The following is a 14,888-nucleotide window of genomic DNA, read 5'->3' on the forward strand; positions in this document are numbered from 1 at the left end:
TAGGTTGTCTATACAACTCTATACGTTCATATGAATTGATGCCATCAGGATGTCATTATGTCGCTGCAAAAAAAGCTTTGCTCTCTTACTCCGGGGCGCGTAACGCTCGCCACATTACGTGAAATTTATCACGGCACCGTGACTCTGAGTCTTGATCCACAGGCGGTTGATGCCGTGGTTAAATCACAAAAAACCGTTGAAGCTATCGTCAATCATGGCGATGTGGTTTACGGCATCAATACCGGCTTTGGCAAGCTGGCGCAAACGACCATTGCCAAAGAACATCTGGCTGAGTTGCAACGTAATCTGGTGCTTTCACACAGCGTGGGCCTGGGTAAACCGTTGCCGGATGATGTGGTACGTCTGGTGATGGCCAGCAAAATTATTAGCCTCGCGCGTGGCCATTCAGGTGTGCGTATGGAGGTTATCGACAGTTTATTACGCCTGTTTAATGCGGGTGTGATGCCGGTTATTCCGGAAAAAGGCTCAGTGGGTGCATCGGGCGATTTGGCCCCGCTGGCACATCTTTCGCTGATGTTGTTGGGCGAAGGAAATGTGCGTTTCAACGGCGAAGAATTGCCAGCCATTGCAGGACTAAAAATGGCGGGCGTTGAGCCGCTGGTGCTTGGTCCAAAAGAGGGGCTGGCGTTACTTAATGGCACGCAGGTTTCTACCGCACTGGCATTGCGTGGCCTGTTTGAAGGCGAAAAAGTGTTTGGTGCGGGGCTGGTTGCAGGGGCGTTATCCCTTGAAGCGATTAAAGGCTCGGTGAAACCTTTCGATGCTCGCATTCATGAAGCGCGTGGGCAGACTGGGCAAATCGATGTTGCGGCGGCAGTCAGAGCATTGCTTGCCGACAGTGAAATTGTTGACTCTCATCAGCACTGCGGGCGTGTACAAGATCCGTATTCTATCCGTTGCGTACCGCAAGTCATGGGGGCGTGTCTTGATAACTTGCGCCACGCTGCGCGCGTGCTGCAAATTGAAGCCAACGCCGCGTCCGATAACCCGCTGGTGTTTAGCGAAACCGGCGAAGTGATTTCCGGTGGGAATTTCCATGCCGAACCGGTGGCGTTCGCGGCTGATATTATCGCGCTGGCCGTGGCTGAAATTGGTGCGATTTCTGAACGTCGCCTGGCACTGCTGCTGGATACCGGCCTTTCTGGCTTGCCGCCATTCCTGGTGAAAGAGGGCGGAATTAACTCCGGCTTTATGATTGCGCAGGTGACTGCCGCAGCGCTGGCATCTGAAAATAAATCGCTGGCACATCCTGGCAGCGTGGATAGTCTGCCGACATCGGCAAACCAGGAAGATCACGTTTCAATGGCAACCTACGCCGCACGCCGTCTGGGAGACATGTGTTTCAACACGGCTGCTGTAGTGGGAATCGAAGCAATGGCTGCTGCCCAGGGCATTGAGTTTTCCCGCCCATTACGCAGTTCACCGATCATGGAGCAGGTCTTTAGTGGCGTGCGTGAACGTGTTGCCTTCCTTGATAAAGACCGCTTACTGGCTCCGGATATCGAAAGCATGCGCCAGTGGGGCTGTAGTGGTGAATTACCTGCTGCTATTACACAACTTTTCCCTTCTACATCGGCCTGATGCCGGGAGCCACTACAATGACTGAAACTGTAAAACAGGCGGTAGCCCGCACGGTACGCGCGCCACATGGCAGCACATTGCACTGCGAAAACTGGCTGATCGAAGCCGCTTACCGCATGATCCAGAATAACCTTGACCCGGATGTCGCAGAGCGCCCGGAAGATCTGGTGGTGTACGGCGGGATCGGTAAAGCCGCACGTAACTGGGAATGTTTCGAACAGATCCTCACCTCGCTGCGTAGCCTTAAAGCTGACGAAACGCTGCTGGTGCAATCGGGCAAACCGGTGGGGATTTTCCGCACTCACGCCGATGCGCCGCGCGTATTGATCGCCAACTCCAACCTCGTTCCGCACTGGGCGAACTGGGATCACTTCCACGAATTAGATAAAGCCGGGCTGATGATGTACGGCCAGATGACGGCCGGTTCATGGATTTACATCGGTGCGCAGGGCATCGTGCAGGGCACATTTGAAACTTTCGCTGAAGCGGGGCGTCAGCACTACAACGGCGATCTGCGCAGCAAGTGGATCCTTACCGCAGGGCTTGGCGGCATGGGCGGCGCGCAGCCACTGGCAGGCGTGCTGGCTGGGGCTTCTGTGTTAGCCATTGAATGCCAGGAGTCGCGCATTGATTTCCGTCTGCGCACGCGTTATCTGGATTACAAAGCGACAAATATTGATGAAGCGCTGGCGATGATCGAAAAAGCCAATGCGGAGAAAAAAGCGATCTCCGTTGGCCTGTTGGGTAACGCGGCTGAATTGCTGCCAGAACTGGTTAAGCGGGCAAAAGCAGGTGGTATTAAGCCTGATATCGTGACCGATCAAACCTCGGCACATGATCCTGTTAATGGTTATTTGCCGCTCGGCTGGACGGTGGAACGCTGGCAGAACGAGCGCACTTCACAGCCAAAAGCGGTGGAAAAGGCGGCCCGCGCTTCAATGGCGGTACACGTTCAGGCAATGCTCGACTTCTGGGAAATGGGCGTGCCGACGGTGGATTACGGTAACAATATCCGCCAGGTGGCGTTTGATGAAGGCGTGGAAAATGCTTTTGATTTCCCGGGCTTTGTTCCGGCCTATATTCGCCCACTGTTTTGCGAGGGCAAAGGCCCGTTCCGCTGGGTAGCGCTTTCTGGCGACCCGGAAGATATCGCCAAAACGGATGCGAAACTTAAAGAGCTGTTCCCGGACAACCAGAATCTGCATCGCTGGCTGGATATGGCACAAGAGCGCATCGCCTTCCAGGGCTTACCGGCACGTATCTGCTGGCTGGGTTTAGGGGAGCGGCATCTTGCGGGGCTGGCGTTTAACGAAATGGTGCGCAACGGCGAGCTGAAAGCGCCAGTGGTGATTGGGCGCGACCATCTGGATTGCGGTTCGGTGGCTTCACCAAACCGTGAAACCGAGGCGATGAAAGATGGTTCAGACGCGGTTTCCGACTGGCCATTGCTCAACGCGCTGCTAAATACCGCAGGCGGCGCAACGTGGGTGAGCCTGCATCACGGCGGTGGTGTGGGGATGGGCTTCTCGCAGCACGCTGGTGTGGTAATTGTCGCAGACGGTACACCAGAGGCTGCTGTGCGCTTAGGGCGTGTGCTGTGGAATGACCCAGCCACCGGTGTGATGCGCCATGCCGATGCGGGCTATGAAAGTGCGGTTGAATGCGCCCACGAGCACGATCTGAAATTGCCGATGGTGAAATAAATTGTCTGTCAAACGGTGGAGTGAGAAAGCTCCACCACTTCGTAATCTCCGCTCAATACCAACTTGCACAAAATCTTGTAGCCATCGTTATCAAAGCCTTTCGGCGGCGCGGCGAGCTTATTTGCTTCCCGCAGGTTTTGCACCGACCCGAGATAAAACCAGCTATCGATGATGTGGTACTGCGTCATCTCAGGCCCGGTTTCCTTCAGGCCAACCGGCCCTTGCCATGGCCAGCACATTACCCGAATGCGTTCCATGGCTGCCAGAAATCGCGCGTGATGCTCTTCGACGGTTTCTCTTCCGCAACATGCACCGGCACAACGCTTTAAACCTGCGCGGAAACAGGCGCGCCCGGCGCTAAGTGTTTCCAGCCCCAGCAAGCCGTAACAAAGTTGATGTTCATCGGCCAGGGTTTGCAGTGTTTGCAAAGCCGTGCGGCGGTTGGCGTACAGGCCGTATAACCCAGTCTGTTTTGAAAAATCCACATCACGGGCGTAAACCACCTGCGGTTTAACGCCGTCAAATTGCAGCGAACAAAGCTGGCGGTTACGGCGCAGGCGTTTATTAAACAGCGGTTGCTGTTCTTTAATCATCTGCGCTTCAAGCAGTAGCGCACCCAGTTCGCCCGCCGTGCGGGTAAAGGTGATGCGGCGGGACTGGCGCAACAGGGCTGCCTCGTCCGGCGTGCGGAAATGGGACATAACGCGGCTACGGATGTTGACGCTCTTGCCGATATAGAGCGGCATGAGATCGCTTTCGCCGTGAAAAACATACACCCCGGAGGTTTTTGGGAGATCCTCAAGCCAGGTGCGCAGATGCTCGGGGTATTCGTAAACTGCTGCTGCTTCAAATTGCATGCGCGGAGCGCTGACACGCCTGACCACTGCTTAAACTCCTGAATACTGGTTACCTGTACAGTGTAGCAGGGAATCGGAGCGCAAAAAAGCGGCAATTTAGCCGTAACGGCGAGTGGCAAGCCAGCATAAGAGCGACCCGCCAACCACCATAATGACTCCCTGCCAGAATGCCCAACCGGGATGTAAGCCTAACCATAAACTGGCGAGTAACGCGGAAAGCACTGGCGTAAAGTACGAGGCTGTTGCGAGCAGCGTCATATTTCCGCGCTGAATACCATGATTCCAGGCCGAATAAGCGACCGCCGTGGAAACCCCCATAAACAGCAGTTGCAGAGATGAAGGCAGCGTAAAGTGAATCGGGGCTTCGCTGACAAAAGCGAATTTAACCCACAGCACAATGGCGGTGGCGCAGAAAAACAGCGAGACGCCATTTTTGCCGCCGCTCCAACGGCGCGTAATGTTGCAATACAGCGCCCAGATTAGCGCGGCGGCAAAGGCTAATCCGTAGGCCAGCGGGTTATCAAGAATGTTGTGCCACATCTGCAGCGGCGACCAGTCGCCATCGCCCTTCATCACCTGGACAATACCCGCCAGTGAGAGCGCAAGCCCCGGCCAAAGCCACAAGTTGCTGCGTTGTTGATTGATAAACAGCGCCAGTAGAATAGTGAGGCTTGGCCACAAATAGTTAATCATCCCCAGTTCCAGCGACTGGCTGCGGCTGTGCGCAAGGCCAATCGCCAGTGCGAGGCTTATCTCATAAGTGACAAATAATGCGCCGCCAATCCATAAATAACGGGTCGGTATTTCGCGAAATTTGGGTAAACCACGCGCCAGACACAAGCACACCGCGCTGACGGTATAAATCAGCGCTGCGCCACCAACGGGGCCAAAATGTTCGCTGATGCTGCGGAGTAAACCAACCGAAGTGCTCCAGAGGAGGATCGCCAGCAGGCCGAAAAGGGTGGCGCGTTGAGTAGAACTGTCCATGCGATCCCGAAATGTGTCGGGTGAACCCGATCTGCGTGGAAGAATTGAATGGCCGCAAACGTAGGGCGGATAAGCTTGCGCCATCCGCCGTTAAAACAGCTTACTTTTTCCAGAAATCATCAAACACCGTAATCGGCGTGCGACGTTTGTGTTCGGTTTTCAGATACCAGCCTTCAATGATTTTGCTGGTGGCGTCATCGAGTTTTTTGCCTTCCAGATAGTCATCGATCTGCTCGTAAGTGACGCCAAGCGCGGCTTCATCCGGCAGAGAAGGGCGATCGTCTTCGAGATCCGCCGTTGGGGCTTTCTGATACAGATGTTCCGGGCAGCCGAGGGTTTTAAGCAGCGCTTTCCCCTGGCGTTTATTGAGGCGGAAAATTGGGTTGATGTCGGTGCCGCCGTCGCCGTATTTGGTGAAGAACCCTGTCACCGCTTCTGCGCCGTGGTCTGTTCCCACTACCACGCCTTTGGTCATGCCCGCGATGCTATATTGGGCTTTCATACGTTCACGCGCTTTTTCGTTGCCGCGAATAAAATCGCTCAGCTCAATGCCCGCTTCGCGCAGCGCTTGTTCGCTCGCCAGCACCGCACCTTTGATATTTACCGTCAGCACGCGGTCTGGCTGGATAAAGGCGATAGCGTCCTGGCAATCTTGTTCATCGGCCTGCACGCCAAACGGTAAACGTACTGCGATAAACTGGTAACTTTCGTCACCGGTCTCATCACGCAGTTCATTGATGGCAAGCTGGCAGAGTTTACCGGTAAGAGTTGAGTCCTGGCCGCCGCTAATACCCAGCACCAGCGACTTAATAAATGAATATCTTTTCAGGTACGACTTCAGGAAATCAACGCTGACACGAATTTCGTGTTCCGGGTCGATCTGTGGTTTCACCCCTAGTGCCTGGATAATCTCTTGTTGCAGAGCCATTTAACCCTCCGGTGCAATTTACCTGCGCATGCAGGTAGCAAAAGTCAGATTTGTTAAAACTACCCGTTTGTAGTTAAAACGACAAGGCTCATGGGAGAGTGGTTTTGCCGTTTGGTGTGATTTAGAGCTATTTGGTACGTTCTGGAGCTAACCTGGTGTTTTGTTTAATAATCCTAAAATTTGTTCATTTGGTCTGCTTAGTTGAAAAATGCGCTTTTATATTCCAGGCTTATCTAACACGCATGAGCAATACCCTGAAAAACGAGGATAAAATATGAACAAGACTTTTGCAGGAATTTTAAGCGCCGCAGCGGTTATGACAATGTTGGCTGGTTGTACCGCTTATGACCGCACTAAAGATCAGGTTGCCACTCCTGTTGTTAAAGATGTGAAAAAAGGCATGAGCCGTCAGCAAGTTCAGCAAGTCGCAGGCAAACCGTCTTCAGAAGTGACAATGATTCACGCTCGTGGTACTTGCCAGACTTATATTCTGGGCCAGCGTGATGGTAAAACAGAAACCTATTTCGTCGCGCTTGATGATACCGGGCATGTGATGAATTCGGGTTATCAGACTTGTGCGGAATACGATACCGACCCGCAGGTTAAACAGAAGTAATTCCCTCTTTAGTAAAAAAGCCGTCACGTTTGTGACGGCTTTTTTATGGTCACCTTTAAACCACCTCCTGAGGAGGTGGTGATTGATTTGCTATGCGGGCAGATGGGCGATTTTACTGTCGCGCGCCCAAACCCGATGGGCGGCGAGAAGTTTAAGGAATTCACTGGTGAATTTGGCAGTGACAGTGTCACCTTCAACCACACCTTCTTCTCCCTGTGCATCTATACCCAGTTTCTTTTTAAACTGGCGCGCATCTCCGGCCAGGCCAATCACTTTCAAATGTTTATACGCCTCCAGCAGATAGTAGGCGGCATCGCCGTTATCCAGAATGGATTTCAGGTCGCCCCCCGGCACAATCACCGCATCCACCGTTACCGACGGTGAACCTGTGAAGGTCGCCGCGATAGGCAACAGGGAACCATCGTCTGCGCTGATTTCACCCATGCGCGAGAAGAGCAGTTTGGTATGCACGCCTTGCGCTTTTAACGCCTTCATGGTGGCTAATACATCTGCGGCTTTAGTGGTTTCATTCAGTAGAATCGCCACCACACGCCCTTTCACTGTGCCGCTCGGCACCGCGTACAGACTCAGGCTCGGATCTTTCTTCAAGCCGTTCACATCTTTTGGCGGGGCGACGTGCATCTGCTCATCGGACAGTTCGATACCCAGATTTTCCGCGACCGGTTGGGCGAGGGAAATATCGATATGCGTCAGATGATCCAGCACTCTTTCGCGGATATACGGCCTTGCGACTTTTGATAATTCAAAGCTAAACGCGTTGATAATATGCTGCTGCTCGACGGGCGTCTGGCTTTGCCAGAACAGGCGAGGCTGAGAATAATATTCCCCGAACGACGGGCTGCGCTCACGAACTTTATGCCCCTCGATGCGCTCCTGATAACTTTCAAAACCGCCGCGTTTCGGGCCCGGAGGCGTTTCGCGCGGCCAGTTATCATTGATGGAATTAGGCTCATAGTTGGCCGGATTGCTGTCGATATCCATGCGGTGCATACCGTCACGCTGGAAATTGTGATACGGGCAAACCGGGCGGTTAATCGGGATTTCATGGAAGTTCGGCCCACCGAGGCGGCTGATTTGCGTGTCGGTGTAGGAGAATAAACGCCCCTGCAATAGCGGATCGTTACTGAAATCCAGCCCCGGAACGATGTGGCCTGGGTGGAAGGCCGCCTGTTCGTTTTCCGCGAAGAAGTTATCCGGGTTGCGGTTGAGCGTCATTTTGCCCACCAGATGAACCGGCACCAGCTCTTCAGGGATCAGTTTGGTGGGGTCGAGCAGATCGAAATCGTATTTAAATTCATCTTCTTCAGGAATTAATTGCAGGCCCAGTTCATATTCCGGGAAATCGCCCGCTTCAATAGATTCCCAAAGATCGCGGCGGTGGAAATCGGGATCACGACCGGTCAGTTTTTGCGATTCATCCCAAACCAGCGAGGCTTTACCGGCCGTAGGTTTCCAGTGGAAACGAACGAAAGTCGCTTTTCCTTCGGCGTTGATCATGCGGAAAGTATGGATGCCGAAACCTTCCATGGTGCGATAGCTGCGTGGCAGGCCACGGTCAGACATCGCCCAGATGACGTTGTGCAGCGTTTCGGGTTGCAGGGAGACATAATCCCAGAAAGTATCGTGGGCGCTGCCACCTTGCGGGATAGCCCAGTGTGGCTCGGGTTTTACGGCGTGGACGAAATCCGGGAATTTATGCGCGTCCTGAATGAAAAATACCGGCGTGTTGTTGCCGACTAAATCGAAAATGCCTTCTTCGGTATAAAACTTGGTGGCGAATCCGCGAATATCACGCACTGTATCGGCTGACCCTGCGCCGCCTTGCACCGTTGAAAAGCGCACAAATACCGGCGTGATTTTGTCGGGGTCGGAAAGGAAGTCTGCTTTGGTCACTTCCGCCATATTTTTGTAGGGCTGGAAATAACCGTGCGCCGCTGAACCACGGGCGTGGACGATACGCTCGGGAATACGCTCATGGTCGAAATGGGTGATTTTCTCCCGCAGGATGAAATCTTCCAGCAGCGTCGGCCCACGCGTACCCGCACGCAGCGAGTTCTGATCGTCGGCAATGCGCACACCCTGGTTGGTGGTGAGCGGGAAGTTTTCACCATTTTTGCGATGAGGATCGAGCGATTTTAGTTTTTCGTTGGAGGTATCAGGGCTTTTAAAACTCCCCGGTGCGGTAGGTTGCGCTCCCGGTGGGGATGGCTCAGCGGAAGGCTGGTGAGATCCATCTTCAGGTGCCAGTGAATCCATACCAGGTTTTGACTCGTTAGCGTCATGTACAGGTGCACTGTGATTCGAAGGGTGCTTATCGTTCTTCGACATTGAACTCATCTCCTGTTTTAGTTCTGCTATTAATGGGCCCTTTATGGCCAAAACAGCTTTAACTATAGAACAAGGTCATCTCAACGCGAGACGAGAAGGGGCGTTCTCCGCTATCATAGCGAAGTTGTTCATCAATTTAGTTTTGATTCCATTGCCTATGAAACCTTTGCGCCAACCGAATACTCGTCCCGTTCTTACGTACCAACCGCGTGTTGAACCCGCACCACCGGCTCATGCCTTGCGAGTGGATGGGTTTAAGGATGTGTGGCTACTACGCAATCGCTACGTGGCTTTTGTACTGGTAGGGAATGCGTTCCGTCAGTCACCGCCCTTTACCTTACCGGAATCGGCACAACGTTGGGCAACACAGGTCAGACATGAAAATGAGATTTACTGAGAGAAGAACGAGCTCAGAGCTGTTTTAAGAAAGATGAATTTAAAGGCCTGCCGGGTGCAGGCCCTGCAACGAAAATAACTTATCCGCCGTTACTGATCCGCTCAAACTCTTCGCAACCGGTATCAAAGCCTTCCGTGCAACTCAAATTCAGCCACTGCAACGCACGCTGTTTATTGACAGCGATAAAACCTTTTTCGCCATTTAAAAATAGCATTCCAGCCCAGAACTCGGCATACCCCGTGCGGGAGAGTGTAGAGCTGCGTTTAAACCAGAAAGTGGCTTTTTCATCATCTTGCGCTGCCCCTACACCGTTGGCGTAGATCAACCCTAGTAACATTTGCGCATCGACTGCTGAGTCACTTTCTATATCCTGCGAGGCGCTTTCCAGCAGTGTAATGGCCCTCGGGTAATCGGGTTTACCCGCTTGTGTATTAACGAAAATGCGCGCCAGAGTCACTTTTCCAGCCAGGCTACCTCGTTGTACGGCTTGTTCTGCTAACGACTTAGCCTGCTGATAATCTGCAGTGGCAGGATCATGAATTTTGAGTTGGGCCAGTAATGCCATGGCATCGGCATCACCCTGAGCCGCTGATTTGGCAGCCCAGCTTTCAGCCTGCTGATATTCACCGGCGCTAACCAAAGTATCGGCAAGATAGAATTGCGCGCGGCTATCACCTTCCTGCGCATGTTGTAGATAAGGGCTATCGAGATTTTCTGCCCAGACGCCAGAGACACAGAAGAAAAGTAGAATGCAGAGTCGTTTCATTGAGGGAAGAGGTCCGTAGAAGGCTAAAGTATTTTGGCACCCTGAAAGGGGCTCTAAGTTATAAATAAAAAAACGGTTCCCTTTTACAGGAACCGTTTATTGTCGCAGATTCTACGGTGGTTTTGCTACTGATTAGCGATGTGCCAATTCCGCTTCTTCATCGCTATTGAGTAATTCTTTATCCGTCTGTTTCATCAACTGGCTGGTGATAGTACCAGCAGTCATTGAACCGCTAACGTTGAGTGCGGTACGACCCATGTCGATAAGTGGCTCAACAGAAATCAGCAACGCGACCAGTGTGACCGGCAAGCCCATGGCTGGCAGAACAATCAGGGCTGCGAAGGTTGCACCGCCACCGACCCCCGCAACACCTGCGGAGCTTACGGTTACGATACCAACCAGAGTGGCAATCCATATAGGGTCCAGTGGGTTAATTCCGACTGTTGGCGCGACCATTACTGCCAGCATGGCAGGATACAGGCCAGCACAACCGTTCTGGCCAATTGTGGCACCAAAGGACGCCGCAAAGCTTGCGATGGACTCAGGAACACCCAGACGGCGAGTTTGCGCTTCAACGTTCAATGGAATGCTGGCTGCGCTAGAACGACTGGTGAAGGCAAATGTCAGGACCGGCCAAACCTTGCGGAAGTATTTCAGCGGGCTGACGCCGTTTACGGCCAGCAATACTGCATGCACGCCGAACATAATTGCCAGGCCCAGATAAGACGCAACCACAAAACTGCCGAGCTTTATGATGTCTTGCAGGTTTGAACCAGCAACAACTTTAGTCATCAATGCAAGTACACCGTATGGCGTCAATTGCATGACCAGACGTACCAGCTTCATTACCCAGCTTTGCAGCGTATCGATCGCTACCAGAACACGTTCACCTTTCGGTGCGTCGTCTTTCAGCAATTTCAGAGCAGCGACACCCAGGAAAGCGGCGAAAATGACCACGCTGATGATTGAGGTTGGGTTCGCCCCAGTCAGGTCAGCAAACGGATTCTTCGGCACGAATGACAGAATCAGCTGCGGCACGTTCAGGTCGGCCACTTTGCCCACATAAGTGGTTTCAATGGTGCTCAGACGGGCGGTTTCAGCAGTACCTTGTACCAAACCTTCAGCCGTCAGGCCGAACAGGTTGGTAACCAATACGCCAACAAGTGCTGAGATCAAAGTGGTAAACAGCAAGGTTCCGATGGTCAGGAAGCTGATTTTCCCCAGTGAAGAGGCATTATGCAGACGAGCTACCGCGCTCAGAATTGAGGCGAACACTAATGGCATGACGATCATTTGCAACAGTTGTACATAACCGTTACCAACGATGTTAAACCACTGGATAGATTGTTTAAGTACCGGGCTGTCTTCGCCATAAATGGTGTGCAGCGCAAGGCCAAACACGACGCCCATTACTAAACCAAGTAGTACTTTCTTTGCCAGACTCCACTGTTTGTGGCGAGTTTGCGCCAGCAACAGCAGCAGAATAACGAACACGATAACGTTCGCTATAAGTGGAAAATTCATCCCCGTATCTCCTGAGTGTTTTTTTAAATAGATGGACTGATTGCCATCTTTATTCTGTAAATCGTACCAGAAGCTTAGAGCGACACTTATATTCAAAAGGAATTGATTATTACATTTTGAGTAGTTTCGTCTAATTATTGTGCCGAATGGTGATTTATAAGACTGTTGAAGGTCATTTGCATGGAAATTATCACCTGTGATGACCAACGCACCGCACTGTTATCGGGCAAACTTTGCGGCATCCACACGGCCAAACCAAACAGCGCCATACACAAAACGCGTTCAAGTTGGTTGCCTTTTTGCGGCCTGACAATCGGAAAGCGAAAGCGCAAACGGCATGGCCATAGCAGTGGAACTCCAGCAGGGGTAAGCATATCTGCCAGAATATGGCTCAAATAACCCAACACCATACCTTGTAGCGCATCGGCGGGAATAACCCAGGTTTCAGGGACTTTAAGATAGAACAGCGCAAGGCTTGCAAACACCGCAAACAAACTATGTGTGAAGCCCCTATGACCGCAGGCACGGGCGATAGGCTTGGAAATCCATGGTAGACGCTGGCCCAGGAACGACTTTGGATGATCGATATCTGGTAATAAGCAGGTCAGAATGGCTGATGGCACAATATGCCACCAGTCTCCTTGAGCAAGCACGGGCGTGAGTTCGGCGTTTTTCGCGAAAACTGCGCAGGCAATGGAAAAAAGAAGATGGCCTTCCGCCGTCATGATACTACCTGGATGAAAACTGTCGATTCATACAGTATAGGGATTTTATACAGTAGACGGAAGAGGTGACGGCGTAACATTTTGCAACCGCCGGTTACCCGGCGATAGCGTATCTAGCGGGCCAGCCAGCCTCCGTCGACGGCAATGGTATATCCGTTGACGTAATCGGATGCACTTGATGCGAGAAAAACTACCGGGCCCTGTAGATCCGCGGGAACTCCCCAGCGTCCTGCTGGAATACGGTCAAGTATTTCCTGGCTGCGGACTTCGTCATCACGCAGTTGCTGAGTATTGTTGGTAGCCATATATCCGGGGGCAATGGCATTCACATTAATATTGTGTTGTGCCCATTCGTTTGCCAGAAGTCGTGTGACACCGAGCACCGCGCTTTTTGATGCCGTATAAGAGGGAACACGTATACCGCCCTGGAATGACAACATTGAGGCGATATTAATGATTTTCCCCCCACCACCTTGCTTGATGAATTGTTTTGCTACCGCCTGAGAGAGAAAGAACACTGATTTAATGTTCAGGTTCATCACGTCGTCCCAGTTTTTCTCGCTAAACTCAAGCGCGTCTTCGCGGCGAATGGTGCCCGCGTTATTGACCAGGATGTCTATTTTCCCCATCCCAGCCACGGCTTGTTCGATGATACCTGGTATAACCTCGTGCTGGCTTAAATCGGCCTGGATGGCGAGAAAACGTCGCCCTAGCGCTTCCACTTTTTGCGCGGTTTCGTGCGGAATTTTGCGGTTCACACTAACGATGTCACAACCAGCCTCAGCAAGGCCGATCGCCATTCCCTGACCCAGTCCAGTATCACAGCCTGTGACGATTGCGACTTTACCCTGCAGATTAAAAGCATCGAGAATCATAGTTACCCCGGTATCCGGAAAAGCGCATATGCGCGTGTAAATAAAGAATAGATACGGGATGGAGGAAATTCAAATTAATATGAAATAGCGTTTCAATAATTTTGACGAAGGTATGATTTTGAGAAAGATGCGGGGAGCCCCGCATCTTATAAAATATTAGCCAAGCAGGTGTTCGGCACGTAATTCAACCAGTGACGGGAGTTTTACGTTAGCAAGGCACCAGCGCACATCATCATGGTTTTCTTCGGCGGGAACCACGATTGAACGCATACGCGCAGCTTTTGTAGCAATCATTCCATTTACGGAATCCTCGAGCGCCACACATGCAAGGGGATCAACACCTAATTTTGCTGCGGCATCCAGGTAAACCTGAGGGTGCGGTTTGCTGTAAGTCAGGTGTTCAGCTGAGGCGATGGCATCAAATTGGTCACGCAGATCAAACAGTTCCAGAATGCGTTCAAGCATATGCAGAGGTGATGCAGAAGCTAAACCTACTTTCAGCCCCTGTGCTTTGCACAAAGCAACGGCTTCACGCACGCCAGGCAAGAGAGGGCGTTTTTCTTCAACTAAGGAGATGGCACGGGTAATGACTCGGTTAGTCACTTCTTCACGCGTTGGGCCATTCCACGGTTGATGGGCGAACCACAGGTCGACAACCAGATCGATACGCAAACCCAGGGTATCGGGCAGTTCGCAACGGCGGGAGATATCCACACCAATGCTTGCCATAACCTCCAGTTCTGCTTCATCCCACAGCGGTTCTGAATCAATTAGCAAACCGTCCATATCAAAAATTGCAGCTAAAATTTGGCGAGTAACAGCCATTTATCGACTCCTGTCATTTATGTATTAAAGATAAGATCTCTAATCAATAGCTGGAATTATCTGAGGATGCCACCGCTTTGTGAAATTCGTCCGTAAAGCTCAGGCGAAATCACACCGGACAAGGTAGACTTTGTGCGTACAAGTTACGTCTTAACCAAGGGGAACGAATGACGTATCAACAAGCTGGACGCATTGCCGTACTCAAACGTGTGGCTGGCTGGGTGATTTTTATCCCGGCAGTAATTTCTACACTGATTTCGATTTTGAAGTTTATGGATGCGCATAGCGAAAAACAGGCGGGCATTAATGCCGTGATGCTGGATTTTGCTCATGTCATGATCGAGATGATGCGTTTCAATACGCCATTTTTAAATTTCTTCTGGTACAACTCGCCACAACCGGAGTTCCATCAGCAGGCAAACGTGCTGTTTTGGGTTATCTACTCGCTGATTTTTATTGGCCTTGCGTTGCAGGCGTCGGGTGCGCGTATGAGCCGCCAGGCTAAATTTCTGCGTGAGGGTGTGCAAGATCAGTTGATTCTGGAGCAAGCGAAAGGCCCGGATGGATTAACTAAAGCTCAGATCGAGGCAAAAATTGTCGTGCCACGACACACGATTTTCCTGCAAATTTTCCCGCTCTATATTTTACCCATTATCATTATCGTCATCGGTTACTTCTTCTTTTCTTTACTGGGTTTCATCTAGAAAACGCCACTCCTGATTGAGGAGTGGCGA

The 14,888-nt window shown here is 51.8% G+C and carries 14 protein-coding genes; 5 read left to right on the forward strand and 9 right to left on the reverse strand.

Annotated elements, in window-relative coordinates; genetic code table 11:
- The first annotated feature begins 57 nt into the window (after positions 1-57).
- Both hutH and hutU read left to right on the forward strand, forming a co-directional pair.
- The gene (gene hutH / locus M979_RS04450; protein ID WP_064553898.1) at positions 58-1,602 is read left to right on the forward strand and encodes a histidine ammonia-lyase; all 1,545 of its coding nucleotides are present in this window, start codon (positions 58-60) and stop codon (positions 1,600-1,602) included.
- A 17-nt stretch (positions 1,603-1,619) separates the two neighbouring features.
- On the forward strand, positions 1,620-3,305 hold the full coding sequence (gene hutU, locus M979_RS04455) for a urocanate hydratase (RefSeq protein ID WP_064553899.1): 1,686 nt from the start codon (positions 1,620-1,622) through the stop codon (positions 3,303-3,305).
- 8 nt (positions 3,306-3,313) lie between these two features.
- Here hutU and cho read toward each other — a convergent pair whose 3' ends face one another.
- The 3 genes from cho to nadE form a co-directional block, all read right to left on the reverse strand.
- Positions 3,314-4,189 carry an excinuclease Cho gene (gene cho / locus M979_RS04460; protein WP_064553900.1) on the reverse strand — a complete coding sequence of 292 codons (876 nt, stop codon included), beginning with the start codon at positions 4,187-4,189 and terminating at the stop codon, positions 3,314-3,316.
- Between the two features lie 69 nt (positions 4,190-4,258).
- A complete protein-coding gene (yddG, locus tag M979_RS04465) occupies positions 4,259-5,149 on the reverse strand; it encodes an aromatic amino acid DMT transporter YddG (RefSeq protein WP_064553901.1) in 891 nt (296 codons plus the stop codon).
- A 100-nt stretch (positions 5,150-5,249) separates the two neighbouring features.
- Positions 5,250-6,077, reverse strand: a complete 828-nt coding sequence (gene nadE, locus M979_RS04470; protein WP_064553902.1) for an ammonia-dependent NAD(+) synthetase — start codon at positions 6,075-6,077, stop codon at positions 5,250-5,252.
- A gap of 274 nt (positions 6,078-6,351) precedes the next feature.
- Between nadE and osmE the strand changes: the two genes are divergently transcribed.
- Positions 6,352-6,693, forward strand: a complete 342-nt coding sequence (gene osmE, locus M979_RS04475) for an osmotically-inducible lipoprotein OsmE (RefSeq protein ID WP_064553903.1) — start codon at positions 6,352-6,354, stop codon at positions 6,691-6,693.
- A 90-nt stretch (positions 6,694-6,783) separates the two neighbouring features.
- On the opposite strand, the gene katE is transcribed toward osmE, so the two are convergent.
- A complete protein-coding gene (katE, locus tag M979_RS04480) occupies positions 6,784-9,042 on the reverse strand; it encodes a catalase HPII (protein WP_064553904.1) in 2,259 nt (752 codons plus the stop codon).
- Between the two features lie 157 nt (positions 9,043-9,199).
- On the opposite strand from katE, the gene cedA reads away from it, so the two are divergent.
- Positions 9,200-9,439 (forward strand): cell division activator CedA, encoded by a 240-nt coding sequence (gene cedA / locus M979_RS04485; RefSeq protein WP_034457154.1) that lies wholly within the window; start codon positions 9,200-9,202, stop codon positions 9,437-9,439.
- A 79-nt stretch (positions 9,440-9,518) separates the two neighbouring features.
- Here cedA and M979_RS04490 read toward each other — a convergent pair whose 3' ends face one another.
- The 5 genes from M979_RS04490 to hxpB form a co-directional block, all read right to left on the reverse strand.
- The gene (locus M979_RS04490; protein WP_064553905.1) at positions 9,519-10,205 is read right to left on the reverse strand and encodes a tetratricopeptide repeat protein; all 687 of its coding nucleotides are present in this window, start codon (positions 10,203-10,205) and stop codon (positions 9,519-9,521) included.
- 132 nt (positions 10,206-10,337) lie between these two features.
- Complete coding sequence (locus M979_RS04495) at positions 10,338-11,729, reverse strand: L-cystine transporter (RefSeq protein WP_034456019.1); 1,392 nt, start codon at positions 11,727-11,729, stop codon at positions 10,338-10,340.
- Between the two features lie 134 nt (positions 11,730-11,863).
- Positions 11,864-12,454: a metal-dependent hydrolase gene (locus tag M979_RS04500; RefSeq protein WP_064553906.1), complete on the reverse strand. Its 591-nt coding sequence runs from the start codon at positions 12,452-12,454 to the stop codon at positions 11,864-11,866.
- Between the two features lie 113 nt (positions 12,455-12,567).
- Positions 12,568-13,329, reverse strand: a complete 762-nt coding sequence (gene kduD / locus M979_RS04505; RefSeq protein ID WP_064553907.1) for a 2-dehydro-3-deoxy-D-gluconate 5-dehydrogenase KduD — start codon at positions 13,327-13,329, stop codon at positions 12,568-12,570.
- A gap of 156 nt (positions 13,330-13,485) precedes the next feature.
- The gene (gene hxpB, locus M979_RS04510; protein ID WP_064553908.1) at positions 13,486-14,154 is read right to left on the reverse strand and encodes a hexitol phosphatase HxpB; all 669 of its coding nucleotides are present in this window, start codon (positions 14,152-14,154) and stop codon (positions 13,486-13,488) included.
- A 167-nt stretch (positions 14,155-14,321) separates the two neighbouring features.
- Between hxpB and M979_RS04515 the strand changes: the two genes are divergently transcribed.
- Positions 14,322-14,858, forward strand: a complete 537-nt coding sequence (locus tag M979_RS04515) for a YniB family protein (RefSeq protein ID WP_064553909.1) — start codon at positions 14,322-14,324, stop codon at positions 14,856-14,858.
- Positions 14,859-14,888: the final 30 nt, after the last annotated feature.

The sequence above is a fragment of the Buttiauxella noackiae ATCC 51607 genome (assembly GCF_001654865.1).
In the GTDB taxonomy this organism is placed as follows: Bacteria; Pseudomonadota; Gammaproteobacteria; order Enterobacterales; family Enterobacteriaceae; genus Buttiauxella; species Buttiauxella noackiae.